This window comes from Nocardiopsis sp. B62 (genome assembly GCF_018070675.1).
GTDB lineage: Bacteria > Actinomycetota > Actinomycetes > Streptosporangiales > Streptosporangiaceae > Nocardiopsis > Nocardiopsis prasina.
On the sequence record NZ_JAGPXK010000023.1, the window covers coordinates 75,030 to 91,342 of the forward strand.

A 16,313-nucleotide genomic window follows, 5' to 3' on the forward strand; every position below is an offset into this window, starting at 1 on the left:
GGGGCTTGGCATCGGCGTTTTCGGCCTGCGCTGCCTCGCTCTGAGCGCTGGCCCCGCTTTTCGTCGCTCGTGTCGACACGGACCCTCGCAACCTTTCGTGTCACCGCCTCGAACGGCTGTTGAACCCAGGGATCGGACCGCTCCAGACCGGAAGGTCGGCATGACCACAGTGGTCCACCAGAAACAGGAAGCAGTGGGAATGTGGGGAGATGTGAAGACTGTCCGCCGGACTCGCCTGGGAGGAGAGGCGCCGCGCACCGACACTGTCGTGGTGCGCGTGCGGTGCATAGCGTACCAATGGGCGAGAAGGGCTCGCTTCGGGCGATTGACGCCCATCCAGCAAGATCATCCAGCGCCAACGGTGGCCGTAATCCCGTCCCTGTGCGCATTAGGACCAATCCCCCAGGTCAGACTGGTCGACCGAAACCCGGTCGGACAATGAGGTAACTATTTGGACACACCGCCAGCTTCCACTTCCCCGCCAGCTCTCCGTGACATCGTGACGGGACGTGTACGCAGGCCCCGAGGGGAAGGCGGAAATGCGCACCTCGCCGCGCCCGGGTCCGATCACCCGGAGTCACAGTCAGATCGCCCAAGGCATTCCTCGCAGTTCAGGACAGAGCCGTGCGCTCCGCCGCTTTTCGGTCCGAACACTGCTTCCGTTGAGCACCGCGCTTCTGTTCGCCGTCACCTGTGCGGCTCCCGGAACCGCGGGGGTCGCCGATCCCGAACCGGCGGACCTGGACCGGCTGCGCGTGGAGCTGGCCACCGCGCGCGCGGAGGTGGCCGCCCTGAGGGAGAGCGCCACGGAGCGCATCCTGGCCTACGAGGAGGAGAGCGCCCGGTTGGAGGAGCTCACCGGCGAGCGCGAGGCCGCCGACCACCGCGCTGACGCGGCTGACCGGCACCACGAGGGCGCCCGGCTGGGCGCGGCCCGCCAGGCCGCCAGCGCCTACAAGGGCGCGGACCTGAGCCTCATGCAGGCCTGGACCAGCCCGGAGGGGCCCACCCACGCCCTGGAGCGCGGCGCCTACCTCCTGCTGTTCGGGGAGCGCCGCTCAGCCGACCTCTCCCGGGCCCAGGCCTCGCAGGTGGCCACCGACACCCTGGCCGGGGCGGCGGAGGCCGCCGAGCAGGAGCAGGCCGAGGCCACAGAGGCGGCGGACACCGCCCGGGAGACCGCCCTGGAGGCCATCGCCGCACAGGAGGGCCGGACCGAGAAGCTCCTGGAACAGCAGACCCGGTTGGAGGCCGCCCTGGCCGACACCCGGGATCCCGGGGACGAGGAGGCGCGTCGCAAGCAGGCCCTGGCGGACGCCCGTGGGGCCGTGGGCGGCGCGGAGGGCGCGCGGGAGAGCGCCCAGGAGGCCGCCGGGGACGGCGGCTGCGCCGGAGGAACCGGGGACTTCGAGAACGGGCGGGCCCCGGACGGTGTGCTGTGTCCGCTGCCGCAGCCCGGCGAACGGCTGCGTGCCGACGCCGCCGCTGCCTTCATCGAACTCGACGGTGATTTCCGGTCAGAGTTCGGCCGCCCGATGTGTGTGACCGATTCCTACCGGCCGTACCACGAGCAGGTCCGTCTCTTCCAGGAGATGCTCCCCGGGATGGCGGCCGAGCCGGGCACCAGCGCGCACGGTCTGGGCGTCGCCGTGGACCTGTGCGGCGGTGTGAACGAACTCGACGCGCCGGAGCACCGGTGGATGCTCGACCACGGCCCGGAGCACGGTTGGGACAACCCGGAGTGGGCCCGGGGCGGGTTCGAGCCCTGGCACTGGGAGTTCACCCCCTGAGCCGGGGCCGGCACGGGCCGCTCAGACCTGGGAACCGACCCTGACCTCGTAGGTGCCCAGTTCCCCGGCGTCCACGAAGAGTTCGTCGTCGGCCTCCAGGGCGGGAGTGGCCACCGGCAGCAGCGCGCGGACCCGTCCGGGCCCCGACACCAGCCAGTCGTGGCCGGGCGCGACCCGGCCGCGCCCGTTCTCCCTGTCGTCCACCGAGGTGCTGAGTTCCACCGCGTCACCGGAGAGATCATCGGCGGTGGTCAGGACCGGGCCGAGGATCAGTTCCACCGGCTCGCCCGCCTCGTCCAGCCACAGGCAAGCGGGGGTGTAGGCGCTCGTGGGCCCCGACCCCCCGGCCAGGGCGGCCACGCCCACCCGGGCCGACCGCGCCTCGGGCGCCACCGCGTCGTCCACCCCGCGCACCAGTTCGGGGCCGATCTCGAACACGCGGTCCCCCGCCCGTACCGACACCGGCGCGGTGGGCGCGACCGGGGCGCACATGCGGGCCTCGGGTTCGACGATGATCTCGATCGCGCCGTCCACGGCCCGCTCGTGCGCGGCCGCCAGGGCGTCGTTCCCGCCCTCCAGCAGTTCGCCGAGGCTCCGCGTCCCCGGGCTGCCCATCACGTCACCGTCGTCCAGCGCCCCCGCGCGCGCGCCGCCACCGCTCGGTGACAGATAGGTGACCCAGCGCAATGTTCCTCCACGTTTGCTCACGAGTCCCATTGGGCTCGGTGTCGGGTGCCCTCGAAACGGGCATGGGGAGCCGCTCCCCCGGTGGCGCGGTTCAGGAGGCGGCGGTCGACCCGTGTTCCTTGCCGGTTCCGGCGCAGCCCCGACAGGGCTCCTCGACCCGGTGCCAGACGACCAGCCCGTTGACCTCCCGGTGGGGCCGCTCCGGCCGCCACCACCCCGTCCCGGAACAGAACCGGCAGTGGTTCCCGTTCCGGTCGCACCAACCGCACGCGGAGATCGCGCACCTGGCGTGGGTCGGTTCCCGCGTCGACTTCATGTGCCCCCACCGTCTTCCGCGAAATCGCGACCAGCCTCGCACAGGCGGCACACACGAGTCCAGCGGTCAGGGGGCGAACGCGCCGGTGGGCGGCCCGCGCCCGTCCGGGGCTCACGCGGAGTCGCGCACCACCAGTCGGGTGTCGAGGAGGATGGTCCGGGCCTCGGCGGTGCGCGGGATCGCCACGTCCACGAGGAGCCGGGCCATCTCCTGGCCCATCTGGACCGTGGGCTGGTGGACGGTGGTCAGCGACGGGTCGCTGTGCTGGGCCATGAGGGTGTCGTCGAAACCGACCAGTGCCACGTCCCCAGGCACGCTGAGGCCGCGTTCGCGCAGGGCGCGGATGGCGCCGACGGCCATCATGTCGGAGGCGGCGAAGACCGCGTCGGGCTCGCCGCCCTGGTCCAGCAGCCGGGCCATGGCCTCGGCCCCGCCCTCGACGCTGAAGTCGCCCTGGACCACGAGGCGCTCGTCCACGTCCCGGTCGGCGGCGGTCATGCTCTCGCGGTACCCGCGCAGGCGCGCCACACCGGCGTTCATGTCCTGCGGCCCGGTGATGGTGGCGATCCTGGCGTACCCGGCGTCCAGCAGGTGGCGGGTGGCCACCCTCGCGCCCTCGAGGTTGTCGATGTCGACGCGGAACGGCGCGGGCTGGGCGTCGGAGTAGGGACGGCCGCCGTGGACCACGGGCACCCCGGACTCGGCCAGGCGCGAGGTGAGGGGGTCGTCGCGGTGCAGGGACACCAGGAGGGCACCGTCCACGTGCGAGCCGCTGAGGTACTCGCCCACGCGCTTGTGCTCGGCCTCGCCCCGGGCGGTGGTGAGCATGAGCTGGAGGTCCCGCTCGTGCAGCACCGAACTCACCCCTCGGATGATGTCGGCGAAGAACGGGTCCGCGAACAGGCGGTCCCGCGACTCGGAGACGACCAGCGCGATCGTGTCCGTGCGTCGGGTCACCAGGGTGCGCGCCGCCTGGTTGGGGGTGTACCCCAGTTCGGCGATCGCGGCGTGGACGGCCTCGCGGGTCCTCGCGCTGACCTGGGACGACCCGTTGATCACCCGGGAGACGGTGCCGCGGCCGACCCCGGCCCGTTCCGCCACCATCTCCAGGGTCGGTCGCTGCCGACCGCCACTCTTGGCCACTTGGGGCTCCTTGGACGTCATGCCGCCGGTCTCCCGGACGGCGGTTGTGTGTGCGCTCGGGCACGGGCCGACCCGAGCGTTCGCGGGGCGCCCGTACGACGGGGCCCCGCGAACGCTCGCTGTCGACCACCGGTGGTCTACCGCGCGGGGAACCGGCCTGTCCTGGCCAGCTCCGCGTACCAGTGTCCGGTGTCCTTGACCACGCGCTCCTGCGTCTCGTAGTCCACGTGGACGATCCCGAACCGGCGGGAGTATCCCCATGCCCACTCGAAATTATCCAGAAGTGACCAGGCGAAGTAACCGCGCAACGGCACCCCGGCGTGGATCGCCTCCCTCGCGGCCCGCAGGTGGCCCTCGTAGTAGTCGGTGCGGTCGGGGTCGTGGACCGCGCCGTCCTCGCTGACCGTGTCCTCGAACGCGCACCCGTTCTCGGTCACGTACAGGTCGACGCCGCCGCTCTCCCCCGCCAGCCGCTGGAGGACGTCGTAGAGGCCGGTGGGGTCGATCTCCCAGCCCATGTGGGTGACGGGCAGCCCCTGGGAGACGTGGACCTCGTCGGGGTCCGCCCCCAGCCAGGCGTCGCCGTCACCGCTGACCAGGGCGGGGTCGATGCCCTTGGCCGAGCCCGCGACGAACTCGGGTGAGTAGTAGTTGACGCCGAGGAAGTCCAGGGGCGTGGAGATGGTCTCCAGGTCGCCCTCCTGCACGAACGAGAAGTCGCTGATGTCGGCGAGGTCGGCCACGACATCGGCGGGGTAGGAGCCCTTGAGCAGGGGGTCGGTGAAGATGCGGTTGCGCACGCCGTCCGCGCGGCGTGCCGCCCGGGCGTCCGCGGCGTTGGCGCCGTGCGGCCGGATGACCGCCTGGTTGTGCGCCAGGCCGATCTTCGAGGGGTGGCCTGTGGAGCGGATCGCCTCGGCTGCCAGGCCGTGGCCCAGCAGCAGGTGGTGGGTGGCCGCCAGGGCGGCCGCGGCGTCCCGGCGGCCGGGGGCGTGGTGGCCGTTCTCGTAGCCGAGGAAGGCGGCGCACCAGGGTTCGTTGATGGTCATCCAGTGGGTGACCCGGTCTCCGAGGGCCTCGGCGACCACCCGTGAGTAGTCGGCGAAACGGTAGGCGGTGTCCCGGGCGGGCCAGCCTCCGGCGTCCTCGAGGGGCTGGGGCAGGTCCCAGTGGTAGAGGGTGGCCCAGGGCTGGATGCCCGCTTCCAGGAGGCTGTCGACCAGGCGGTCGTAGAAGTCGATCCCGGCCTGGTTCACGGGGCCGGTGCCGTCGGGGACGACGCGGGGCCAGGCGACGGAGAAGCGGTAGGCGCCGAGGTTGAGGCGCCGCATGAGGGCGACGTCCTCGGCGTAGCGGTGGTAGTGGTCGTCGGCGGGGTCACCGGTGTCCCCGTTGAGGACCTTGCCGGGGGTGTCGGCGAAGGTGTCCCAGATGCTGCGGCCTCGACCGTCGGCGGTGGTGGCGCCCTCGATCTGGAAGGAGGCGGTCGCCGCCCCCCAGAGGAAGCCTTCGGGGAAGTCGTTGGGGTTGCTCACTTCTTCGGTACGCACCTTCCGTGGCGGGTGGATCGCTTGGGAGCGCTCCCATTCACCGAAGCAGACGCCCCCGCGTGAGTCAACGGAGTCACACCGCCCCGAGATTCAACCGTTACGGTCCGTCTCGGTGGTCGGACGGCCCCGGTGGGACGTCCCACCGGGGCCGATCACGAGGCACGGGAGGCTCGGACTAGTCCGAGCCGGGCCCGACCGGGACCACGATGCCCTGCCAGCGCTCCTCCATGAAGTCGCGCACCTCCTGGCTGTGCAGGAGGTCGTTGAGCCGGACCAGGTCCTCCGACTCCACGTCCTCGGTGCGCACCACCAGGCCGTTGGCGTACGGGTTGTCCTCGGTCTCCTCCCAGGCCAGCGCGTTGGCGGTCTCGGGCAGGTCCGCCTCCAGGGCGTAGTTGCCGTTGACCACGGCCGCGTCCACGTCCTGGAGGGAGCGCGGCAGCTGGGCCGCCTCCACCGGAGTGATCGTGACGTCCAGCGGGTTGTCCTCGATGTCGGACTCCGTGGCCTGGCCGTCCGTGCCGTCGGCCAGGGTGATCACGTCCTGTTCCGCAAGCAGGCGCATGGCCCGGTCCATGTTCGAGGCGTCGTTGGGCACGGCGATCTTCGCGCCCTCGGGGAGGTCGTCCAGGTCCGCGAGGTTCTCGGAGTACAGGCCGAAGGCCTCCAGGTGCACGTCGGCCACGTAGGACAGCTCCGTGCCCGGGTTGCCCTCCAGGTACTCCTCCAGGAAGGGGACCGTCTGGTAGTAGTTCGCGTCGAGCTCGCCCTCGGCCAGGGCCGCGTTCGGCTGGTTGTAGTCGGTGTACTCGACCACCTCGACCGCCAGTCCGGCGTCGGCCGCCAGTTCGTCGTTGACGAACTCAAGGATCTCCGCGTGCGGCAGCGGGGTGGCGCCCACCCGCAGGGTCACGACACCCTCCTCGCCGCCGTCGTCGGACGCCCTTTCGCTGGGGCTTCCACAGCCCGCCAGCAGGACCGCCGCCGCACCGGCCGCGGCGACCCCTCGCAGCACGTTCGTCCCTGTCATCGATGTCTCCTTGCCGTTGGATCCGTATCGCTCTGGAGGGGGGCGGGGGTTGGTGTCGGGGGGCGGAGCCCTGGGTCAGCGCCGGGACAGCCTGCGCACGAGCAGGTCGCCCAGGCTCTGCGCGACCTGCACGATCACGATCAGCAGGATCACGGTGGCCCAGAGGTAGTGGTCGTTGAAGCGCTGGTAGCCCTCGCGGATGGCGAGGTCCCCCAGTCCGCCGCCGCCGATGGCACCGGCCATCGCGGAGTACGAGATGAGCGTGACCACGGTCATCACCAGACCGGCGATCAGGCCGGGCATGGCCTCGGGCAGCATCACCTTGCCCACGATGGTGAACTTGCGGGTGCCCATCGCGTGCGCGGCCTCGACCACCCCGCGGTCGACCTCGCGCAGGGAGGTCTCCACCAGGCGGGCGAAGAACGGGATGGCTCCGATGCTGAGCGGCACGATCGCGGCCGTGGGGCCAAGGGTCGTGCCGACCAGGAAGCGGGTGAGCGAGAGCACCGCCACCATGAGCACGATGAAGGGCAGCGAACGGCCGATGTTGACGATGGCGCTGAGCACGGCGCGCACCGCCGGGGCCGGAACGAGACCGCCCTTGTCGGTGGCGACCAGGAGCACGCCCAGCGGCAGGCCGACCAGGACGCTGAAGACGGTCGCCCACCACACCATGTAGATGGTGTCCTGGGTGCCGAGCCACAGGCTGGGCCACATGTTGGGCCAGTCCGCGAGGAAGTCGCCGATGGCGGAGACGGCGTTGCCCTCCTGGGCGAGGACGAGGACGTCGGCGGGGTTGATGGTCACTTTCCGGCCTCCTCGACCAGCAGGCCGTGCTCGGACAGGTAGCTGAGCGCCTCACGGCGGCGCTCCCCGCGCATGTCGACGCTGAGGCGCCCCACCGACTGCCCGGCGACCTGTTCCACGCCGCCGCCGAGGATGTTCACGTCCACGTCGAAGCGGCGGGTGAGTTCGGACATGAAGGGCTCGTCGAAGGAGCGCGGGTAGGTGATGACCACGCTCTGGGGGCCGCCGTTGTCCGGCAGGGGGAAGAGGGAGCGCGCCAGCAGGGAGCCCGGGGTCCCGATGAGGTCGAGCACGCGGCCGGACTCCAGGAACTCGCCGTTCTCCATGATCGCCGCGGAGTCGCAGATCCGCTTGATCACGTCCATCTCGTGGGTGATCAGCAGGATCGTCAGACCCAGTTCGTCACGCAGGCGGCGCAGCAGGGCCAGGATCGAGTCGGTGGTGGCCGGGTCCAGCGCGGAGGTGGCCTCGTCGCTCAGCAGGACGTGGGGGTCGGAGGCGAGGGCGCGGGCGATGCCCACGCGCTGCTTCTGCCCGCCCGAGAGCTGGGAGGGGTAGGCGCGCGCCTTGTCCCCCAGGCCCACGAGTTCCAGGAGTTCACCCACCCGGGTGGCCCGCTTCGAGCGGGAGACCCCGGCGACCTCCAAGGGGAAGCCGACGTTGCCCGCGACCGTGCGGGAGGAGAGCAGGGCGAAGTGCTGGTGCACCATGCCGATCCCCCTCCGGGCCGCGCGCAGACGGGCGCCGCGCAGGGAGGTGAGTTCCTCGTCCCCCACGCGCACGGTGCCGCTGTCGGGGCGTTCCAACAGGTTCACCGAGCGCAGGAGGGTGCTCTTTCCCGCACCGCTCTGGCCCACGACCCCGAAGATCTCGCCGGACTCGACATGCAGGTCCACCCCGTTCAGGGCGTGCACCTGGCGTTTCTTCAACCTGTAGGTCTTGTGTAGACCCACTGCGTCAATCACGGTTTTCCCATCGACGTCTGGCGGTGGTGTCCCGGAGGCCGCTCGCGGACACAGGAGGGCTCTGGACTCAGCGTGGGTCTGACGCCCACACCCGAGCGTACGAAGCGCCCACCTGGCGGGCGACGGCGACGCGCCGGTACGTCCGGCGGTCACGGGGGCGTGCGGAGGGCGGCCCCGAGGGGTGGCCCGGCACGGGGCCGGACCGGCTCGTTGTCAGAGGTGACTAGCGGGGCATGCGACAGCGACCGCCGGGCAGCGGAACGCACCGCCGGGTGGTGTTCGCCGTGGTGGCGGGGGTCGCTTTGCCGTGCTCAGGAGCCTTCACGGCACCAACTCAACCATGGCTGACCGGGTCGGTTCAGCAAAATACTTGACCTGAATATGGTTATTTAGAACACATCGAGGCCTTTGTGGGAGAGACGTACCGTACTCTCCCACCCGAAAGTCCTCATGAGTGCCTACACTCATTACCGTCCCGTGACTCTTCATGGGCGCGCACGCGCCATGAGCACCGAGGGCAGCTGGCAGCCGCAGGCCGCCGCGCCCGCCCGGGAAAGACGATCAGACGCACCCACAGCGCCCCCTGCCCGCAGGCAGGGGGACGCGCGTGGGCCTGAGGAGACCACACCGTGCAGTTCGAGGACACAGCGCAGACCGAAGACACAGTGCACCCCGGTGGTGCGGTGGGGTCCGGTCGTCCACGGGGCACCGCCGACGACCACGCGGACTTCTGGGCGCCCGATCCCCCGGCCCGTACGCGGCATGAGGCCCTGGCCGACCTGGCCGAGGGCGCGCGAGCGCTGTCCGCCTCGGCCGGGTCCGCGCTGGCCTCCCTCGTTCGTCCCGGTGGCGCGCGGGTGGCCGCGCTCTCCCTCTCCCTCATGGCCGCCACGGCGCTGGTCCCCCTGTCCGCCTCGGCCGCCCCCGCCCCCGGGCTACCGCCCCGGGAGCCGGAGAGCATGAGCGACCTCAAGTCCCGGGCCGAGACCCTGACCGAGGAGTACGAGGGCGAACTGCGGGACATGGAGGCGGTGATGGAGGAGGCCGAACGGGCGCAGGGACGCGCCGACGGCACCCGCGAGGAGGTCGGGGAGGCCCGCGACCAGGTGGTCTCCCTGGCGGTGGCCACCTACACCAGCAGCGGGATCGACCCGGCCATGTCGCTGTTCGTGGAGGCCGAACCGGACGAGGTCATCGACCGCGCCGTGGTCATCGACTACCTGACCACCACGAACCAGGAGAAGATCGACCACCTCAACCAGGCGCTCTCCCGCGACGAGGTGGCCCAGCAGAACGCCCAGGAGCGGCTGGACGAGGCCTCGGAGGACCTCACCGAACTGGAGGACCGCAGGTCGGAGGTGCACGTCCTGATCGCCGACCACCCGAACCAGCCCATGCAGTCGCACAACAGCATCACGCCCCGCACGGAACAGATGCGGGACCTCGTGATCGAGGAGTTCGGACGGGGCGACGACGTGGGCGGGGTCGGCTGCTACCGACCCGACGGCGGCTTCGTGGTCGGCGAGCACCCCAAGGGTCGGGCCTGCGACTTCATGCTGGACCCGAACGGCGGCATGCCCAGCCAGGAGGAGATCGACCGCGGCTGGGCGATCTCGGAGTGGGCCATGGAGAACGCCGACGACCTCGGGATCATGTACATCATCTACCGCCAGCAGATCTGGGACGTGCGGCGCGGCGACGAGGGCTGGCGGGCGATGTCCGACCGGGGCAACATGACCGAGAACCACTTCGACCACGTGCACATCTCGATGTTCTGACCCTTGGGTCCCGGTGGCGGGCGTGTTCCCCCTGGCCACAACCGGCCACAGGGGCAACACGACGCGCACGGTTCCGCGGTGCGGCGCGGTCGCGCAGGTCATGGGCGGCCGTGGGCCACACGCCCGGTGGCCCACGGGCGTGATGTCGACGCGCTCCAATACCCGAGAGCCGCCGCCCCGTCCACGCGAGGACATCACGATTAAGTCTCGCAAATGACCAACTGGTGTGTCAGAAGCACGAAACGGTGACGATTCACCCTCCTACCCCAGGTCCGACCTGCCCTGTTGACACCGGTCAGGGCTAAGATGCAAGGCGTCCCGACCCCTGGCCTGCGGGGACCGACCCGTTGGCTCCACACGCGGCGGTCGGCGCCCCGTTTGAACCGGGGACCTCCTCACGACACGGGGAACTCCCGCCCTCGCCCGTCCGCTCTCGCCCGCGGTCACGGCGTCCGAGGCGGGCCCACCTCCCCCACGGTTCCCCGTGCTGTCACCCACCCGGCGATCCGCCGGTGGCCAGATCACGGGAACTCGTGAGAACTCACGGGCGCGAACGTGCGCCTCACACATGACGGTCACCACATCACCGGGCGAGGGGAGCCATGAGCGAAAACGGACCTTACAACCAGCCACCGCAGAATCCTTACGGCGGCGGGGACGGCACCGGCGGACAGCCGCCCTACGGCCCGCCGCAGGGAAACCCCTTCGGTGACGCCGCCACCGGCGGACAGCCCGGCTACGGGCAGGGCCCCTACCCGGGCGCACCCGGTCACGAGCAGGGCCCCTACCCCGGTGCCCCCGGCCACGACCAGGGCATGTACGCGGGCGGCCAGCCGCCCTACGGCCCCGGCCCCGGCCCCGGCGGCCCCATGGGCCCGGGCGGTCCTATGGGCCCCGGCGGTCCCATGGGCCCCGGCGGGTACCCGCCCGCGCAGCCGCCCCAGCAGGGCGGCGGAGGCAGCAAGGCCGGCCTGTGGGTGGTCATCGGCGGCGGTGTGGTCATCGTCGTCCTGGTGATCGCCGTGGTCGTCATGCTCGTCACCAACGGCAACGGCGGCGAGGAGATCGCCTCCGGCCCCGACGAGACCTCCGAGGTCACGGAAGAGGAGGAGCCCGCCGAGGAGGAGTCCGAGGAGGAGGCCCCCGCCTCGAACAGCGCCCTCGGCGACCCGCCCCACGCCCTGCCCACCGAGCCCTGCGAGTCCTTCACCGACCAGGTGCAGACGGACTTCGTCCTCCGTGACAGCGGCAGCAAGTACGTCTCCGACAACACGTCGAGCTGCTCCAACCTCGGCGACCTCCCCGAGAGCAGCTCCACCGAGGGCTTCGGCTCGCTGGAGGTGGGCTTCAAGCTCCCCTACAGCGCCAGCGACTCCCCGGAGGCCGCCTCCGAGGACATCCAGTACACGCTGGAGCGCATCCGGGGCGAATCCGAGTCGGACCGCTACGACGCCGAGGACATCGAGGTGGACGAGGAGGTGGAGGGTCTCGGCAGCGAGGCGCACCTGGTCATCACCAAGTCCGACCTGCTCGGGGACAAGCTCCCCGAGGCCAGCCTGCTGATGCGTCAGGACAACCTGATCATCACGGTGACCTACTACCTCGACACCACCCGAGGCGACCACGACGGCCTCGTCCTTCCGGACAACACCGAGGACATCATGGTCAACGCCGCGAACGAGGCTCTGGCCATCGTCGGGGACAGCTGACCCGTGCGAGCCGCGTAGCGGTGAGGACACCGAAGGGGGCCGCGGCGACGCCGTGGCCCCCTTCCGCGCGTTCGGTCCCCTAGGCGAGGTCGGCGCGGACCCGGCGGGCCGCCTCGACCATGTTGCGCAGCGCCTGCTCGGCCTCCGCGTAACCACGGGTCTTCAGACCGCAGTCCGGGTTGACCCACAGGTTCCCGGCGTCCACGTGCGTGGCCGCGAGCCGCAGCGAGGTCTCGATCTCCTCGACCGAGGGCACCCGGGGCGAGTGGATGTCGTACACGCCCGGGCCGATGCCCCGCTTGTAGCCGCGCTGGCCGAGGGCCTCCACGAGCTCCATGCGCGAACGGGCCGCCTCGACACTGGTGACGTCGGCGTCCAGCGCCTCGATGCCGCCGACGATCTGGTTGAACTCCGAGTAGCACATGTGCGTGTGGATGGTGGTGCTGGCCGCCACCCCGGAGGTGGCCAGGCGGAAGGAGTTCACCGCCCAGTCGAGGTAGGCCTGGCGCTGCTCCTCGCGCAGGGGCAGCAGCTCACGCAGGGCCGCCTCGTCCACCTGGATGTGGCGGATGCCCGCCCGCTCCAGGTCCGCGACCTCGTCGCGCAGGGCCAGACCCACCTGGCGGGCGGTCTCACCCAGCGGCTGGTCGGTACGGACGAACGACCAGGCGAGCATGGTGACCGGTCCGGTCAGCATGCCCTTGACGGGCTTGTCGGTGCGCGACTGCGCGTAGGTGATCCACTCGACCGTCATCGGTTCGGGGCGCGAGACGTCGCCGAACAGGATCGGGGGACGCACGCAGCGCGAACCGTAGGACTGCACCCAGCCGCGCTCGGTGGTCGCGTAGCCCTCCAGCTGCTCGGCGAAGTACTGGACCATGTCGTTGCGCTCGGGCTCGCCGTGGACGAGGACGTCCAGGCCGATCTCCTCCTGGAGCGCGATGACGCGGTCGATCTCCGAACGCAGGGTGCGCTCGTACTCCTCCGTGGCCAGCTCGCCCCTGCGGTGCGCGGCGCGGGCGCGGCGCAGCTCGGCGGTCTGCGGGAAGGAGCCGATGGTGGTCGTGGTGAGCGTGACGTCGGTGGGAGCGCCACGGTCCTCGGGACGCTCGTAGGCGTCCTGGCCCAGAGCGTCCAGACGGGCGCGCACACGGGCGTCGGTGAACGACGGGTTCCCGGTGGCGGCCGCGTCGAACCCGGCGTCCTCGCCCTCGGTGAGGACCCGGCCGAGCAGGGCCACCTCCGCCGCCTTCTGCTTGGCGAAGGCCAGGGCCGCGCGCAGCTCGGGGGCGAGCGAGGTCTCGGCGTCCAGGTCGATCGGCACGTGCAGCAGCGAGCAGGAGGTGCTCACGGTGAGCTCGTCGGTGAGGGCGAGCAGAGTGCCCAGCTCAGCCACGGCGGCGGGCAGGTCCGTGCGCCACACGTTGCGGCCGTCGACGACGCCGGCGACCAGGCGCGTGGAGCCCAGGCCGGAGACGGCGGCCAGATCCTCGACGCCCTCGGAGTCGGTGACGAGGTCGAGGCCGACGGCCTCCACCGGGGAGTCCTTGAGCACGCGCAGGGCGGCGGCACCGATGGAGCCGAAGTAGGTGGAGACGAGGAGGGAGGGACGGTCGGTGAGGGCGCCCAGGCGCTGGTAGACGCGCTCCAGGTGGCCGACGGCGGCGCGGCCCTCGTCGGTGGCCAGGATCGGCTCGTCGAGCTGGACCTCGGAGGCCCCCGCGGCCCGGAGGTCGGACAGGAGCCGGGCGTAGGCGTCCAGGAGCTGGTCGAGGAGCTCGATGGGCTCCCAGCCCTCGGGAGCGTCGTCGGCGGCCTTGGCCAGCAGGAGGAAGGTCAGCGGTCCGACCAGCACGGGGCGGGTCTGGAACCCGGCCTCCGAGGCCTCGCGGAACTCGGTGACGGGCTTGTCACCGACCAGGCGCGGACGGGTGCTGGGAGAGAGCTCGGGGACGAGGTAGTGGTAGTTGGTGTCGAACCACTTGGTCATCTCCAGGGGCGGGGCGCCCTGTTCGCCCCGGGCGAGCGCGAAGTAGCGGCGCAGGTGCTCGTCCCGCTCCTCGGCCTGTGCCGGGGAGGAGAAGCGAGCGGGAACGAGGTCGAACAGGACCGCCGTGTCCAGCACCTGGTCGTAGAAGGAGAAGGTGTTGGACGGCAGGTCGTCCACCCCCGCCTCCCGCAGCTGGGCGTAGACGCCCAGGCGGAGTTCGGAGGCGACGGTGTCGAGCTCGGTGGCGGTGGTGTCGCCCTTCCAGTAGGACTCACTGGCGCGCTTGAGTTCGCGGTCGGGGCCGATGCGCGGGTAACCGTGCACGGTGGAACGCACGGACGGCCCGGAGGCCGGGGTGCTGGGCATGGAGCTTCTCTCCCTCGTCGAAAGCCGGGTACCGGCCGCGAGGCGAGCGAGGACGCGGACACAGCGAGGAACGCCTCGCGGCGCATGGCTGTCTCCGCCCTCGGCCCTCCCTCGGGGCACGGGACCACCGACGGCACGGGTGCGCCGCCGGGCGGAGGCAGGTCTTCGGACTCGTGGGCTCCTCCGGCGTTACCGCCGGGCCTCCTACTGGTCGACGCTTCCCGGTTTCCGACTTTTCCGGTCGGATCACCAGTGCTTATGACGACGTTCGTTCCCACTCACCGCTGCGGGGCAGTCCCGGACTCGCACCGGGTTCCCTCTTTCGACACGCAACGCCCGCCCCGGAGGGGTTCCGGGGTGACCAAGGGTGGAGCGTGTACCTTCCACGGGTGCAAGTATAGGGAGCGCCCCCTCCGCCCATGCACTCGGCGTGGCCCTTGCCCACCCGGCGTCAACCCACGCCGGGAGCGGCATCACAACCGACAACCAGCGTTACGTGGGGGAGCGCTCCCCCGCCTCCCCCACGAACGTTCGTCTGACGATGAACGTGGAGAACCCCAGGTGAAGCAGCAAGACCGGCAGACCATGGCTCCCGACCAACCCCTTCTCACGGTCGCGATCGCGATGGTCGTCCTTCTGGGGCTGGTGCTGTCGGCGGCCCGACCACCCGGACTGTTGGAGGACAGTGCTCTGGCGGGCGGCGACGGCGCTCAGCCGACCGAGAACGGGGATCGGACCCCGGCCACAGGCGAACCCGACCAACTGACCACGGTCTCCCCCGACGCGGTTCCCGGAACGGAGGAGGTCACCCTCCCCTATGAGGGAGGGGCGGACGTCTCCGTCACCTACCCGTCCATCCCGAACGCCGGGCCGCTGTCCGACTTCCTGGACCGCACCCTGACCGCCCAGGTGCACGCCTTCGAGGCGGCCAACCCCGGGGCGCGCGCGTTCCTCGGTGAGTGGGGGCTGACCGCGGCCGAGGACGGGATCGTCGGTGTGCGGATGACCACCACCGAGACGGACTCCGAGGAGACCCGGGAGGGTCACAGCACCTACTGGTACGAGGTCGACACGGGCGCGGTGCACGGCTCCAGCCGCCTCCTCGCCGGACAGGCGGAGCTGGCCGAGCTCAACGAGCGGGTGCGCGAGGCGGTGTCCGACACCGACGCCTCACCCTCGGCCCTGTATCCGATCAGCTCGCTGTACGACTCGGTGGGCTTCAACCCGGACGGCGACCTCGTGGTGGAGTTCGACGCCGGGCAGGTGGCCCCGGCCAGCGCGGGCCGGGTACACGCGGTGCTGCCCCGGGACGAGGCCGAGTCGCTGCTCTCCGACCTCGGGCTGCGGGTGCGCGAGGCCGCGACCACGGGAGTGCGCGAGTTCAGGATCTCCGAGGCTCCCGAGGCCGAGAAGGACGGCTCGTCGTCCCAGGCCGCTCCGGGTGTGCTGTCCCCGCGTGACGACTCCGTCGACTGTTCCGACCCCGCCGCCAAGTGTGTCGCGCTCACCTACGACGACGGCCCCGGCGGACGGACCCCCGAGCTGTTGGACGCCCTGGCCGCGCACGACGCCAAGGCCACCTTCTTCGTCACCGGCCTCCCGGTCACCGAGCACCCGTGGGTGGTGCGGCGCACCTACGCCGAGGGACACGAGGTGGCCAACCACACGCTGGACCACCCCGACCTGACCGAGATCTCGAAGGGTGCGGCCCGCGAGAACCTGGAGGTGACGCAGGCGCTGGTGTACCGGGAGACCGGATACACGATGGACCTGATGCGGCCGCCCTACGGGGCCACCAACGACCGGGTCGCCGAGGTCACGGCGGAGCTCGGGCTGGCGCAGATCCTGTGGAGCTCGGACACCAACGACTGGCGGGACCGCAAGGCGAGCGTGGTGCGCAAGCGCGCGCTGGGCGGCGCCGAGCACGGCGCGATCATCCTGATGCACGACATCCACCCCACGACGATCGACGCGTCGATCGACATCATCCGTGAGCTGGACGACCGCGGGTACAGCATGGTCACGGTGTCGCAGCTGCTCGGCACCGCGGAGCCGGGCCGCGCCTACGTCGACGGCGTCCCCGAGGAGGAGCCCGAGGAAGGCGACGCCCCGGACGGCTCGGAGTAGCCCGACCTGCCCGACCAGCGTCCCGGCCCCCGGTCCGGTGTCCACATGTGGACAC

12 protein-coding genes and 1 riboswitch are annotated in these 16,313 nt (G+C 71.3%); of the genes, 4 read left to right on the forward strand and 8 right to left on the reverse strand.

Annotated features, from left to right (window positions below; all coding sequences use genetic code 11):
- Window positions 1-662 precede the first annotated feature (662 nt).
- A complete protein-coding gene (locus KBX21_RS20970) occupies window positions 663-1,790 on the forward strand; it encodes a D-alanyl-D-alanine carboxypeptidase family protein (protein ID WP_247666078.1) in 1,128 nt (375 codons plus the stop codon).
- A gap of 21 nt (window positions 1,791-1,811) precedes the next feature.
- Here the strand turns inward: KBX21_RS20970 and KBX21_RS20975 are convergent, their stop codons facing one another.
- The 7 genes from KBX21_RS20975 to KBX21_RS21000 form a co-directional block, all read right to left on the reverse strand.
- Window positions 1,812-2,477: a hypothetical protein gene (locus tag KBX21_RS20975; protein WP_210843213.1), complete on the reverse strand. Its 666-nt coding sequence runs from the start codon at window positions 2,475-2,477 to the stop codon at window positions 1,812-1,814.
- 91 nt (window positions 2,478-2,568) lie between these two features.
- Window positions 2,569-2,793: a hypothetical protein gene (locus tag KBX21_RS26755; protein ID WP_049567534.1), complete on the reverse strand. Its 225-nt coding sequence runs from the start codon at window positions 2,791-2,793 to the stop codon at window positions 2,569-2,571.
- A 111-nt stretch (window positions 2,794-2,904) separates the two neighbouring features.
- Window positions 2,905-3,936 (reverse strand): LacI family DNA-binding transcriptional regulator, encoded by a 1,032-nt coding sequence (locus tag KBX21_RS20980; RefSeq protein ID WP_049567526.1) that lies wholly within the window; start codon window positions 3,934-3,936, stop codon window positions 2,905-2,907.
- Between the two features lie 137 nt (window positions 3,937-4,073).
- Window positions 4,074-5,471, reverse strand: a complete 1,398-nt coding sequence (locus tag KBX21_RS20985) for a GH1 family beta-glucosidase (protein WP_049567523.1) — start codon at window positions 5,469-5,471, stop codon at window positions 4,074-4,076.
- A gap of 190 nt (window positions 5,472-5,661) precedes the next feature.
- Window positions 5,662-6,516, reverse strand: a complete 855-nt coding sequence (locus KBX21_RS20990) for a MetQ/NlpA family ABC transporter substrate-binding protein (protein ID WP_210843197.1) — start codon at window positions 6,514-6,516, stop codon at window positions 5,662-5,664.
- Between the two features lie 75 nt (window positions 6,517-6,591).
- On the reverse strand, window positions 6,592-7,323 hold the full coding sequence (locus KBX21_RS20995) for a methionine ABC transporter permease (RefSeq protein ID WP_049567517.1): 732 nt from the start codon (window positions 7,321-7,323) through the stop codon (window positions 6,592-6,594).
- Window positions 7,320-8,276, reverse strand: a complete 957-nt coding sequence (locus KBX21_RS21000; protein WP_210843221.1) for a methionine ABC transporter ATP-binding protein — start codon at window positions 8,274-8,276, stop codon at window positions 7,320-7,322. The genes KBX21_RS20995 and KBX21_RS21000 overlap by 4 nt, the downstream gene beginning before the upstream one ends.
- Before the next feature lie 677 nt (window positions 8,277-8,953).
- Here KBX21_RS21000 and KBX21_RS21005 point away from each other — a divergent pair.
- Window positions 8,954-10,066 (forward strand): hypothetical protein, encoded by a 1,113-nt coding sequence (locus KBX21_RS21005; protein WP_082206281.1) that lies wholly within the window; start codon window positions 8,954-8,956, stop codon window positions 10,064-10,066.
- A gap of 602 nt (window positions 10,067-10,668) precedes the next feature.
- Window positions 10,669-11,775, forward strand: a complete 1,107-nt coding sequence (locus KBX21_RS21010; protein ID WP_210843199.1) for a DUF3558 domain-containing protein — start codon at window positions 10,669-10,671, stop codon at window positions 11,773-11,775.
- 79 nt (window positions 11,776-11,854) lie between these two features.
- Here KBX21_RS21010 and metE read toward each other — a convergent pair whose 3' ends face one another.
- Window positions 11,855-14,131: a 5-methyltetrahydropteroyltriglutamate--homocysteine S-methyltransferase gene (gene metE / locus KBX21_RS21015; protein ID WP_049567508.1), complete on the reverse strand. Its 2,277-nt coding sequence runs from the start codon at window positions 14,129-14,131 to the stop codon at window positions 11,855-11,857.
- A 156-nt stretch (window positions 14,132-14,287) separates the two neighbouring features.
- Window positions 14,288-14,468, reverse strand: a riboswitch (cobalamin riboswitch).
- 248 nt (window positions 14,469-14,716) lie between these two features.
- Between metE and KBX21_RS21020 the strand changes: the two genes are divergently transcribed.
- Window positions 14,717-16,258, forward strand: coding sequence for a polysaccharide deacetylase family protein (locus tag KBX21_RS21020; protein ID WP_049567505.1), 1,542 nt, complete (start codon window positions 14,717-14,719; stop codon window positions 16,256-16,258).
- Window positions 16,259-16,313 lie beyond the last annotated feature (55 nt).

Coding starts and splice junctions, on each gene's coding strand:
- KBX21_RS26755 (WP_049567534.1), bottom strand. CDS start 2,793: ATGAAGTCGACGCGGGAACCGACCCACGCCAGGTGCGCGATCTCCGCG.
- KBX21_RS20990 (WP_210843197.1), bottom strand. CDS start 6,516: ATGACAGGGACGAACGTGCTGCGAGGGGTCGCCGCGGCCGGTGCGGCG.
- KBX21_RS21010 (WP_210843199.1), top strand. CDS start 10,669: ATGAGCGAAAACGGACCTTACAACCAGCCACCGCAGAATCCTTACGGC.
- metE (WP_049567508.1), bottom strand. CDS start 14,131: ATGCCCAGCACCCCGGCCTCCGGGCCGTCCGTGCGTTCCACCGTGCAC.
- KBX21_RS21020 (WP_049567505.1), top strand. CDS start 14,717: ATGGCTCCCGACCAACCCCTTCTCACGGTCGCGATCGCGATGGTCGTC.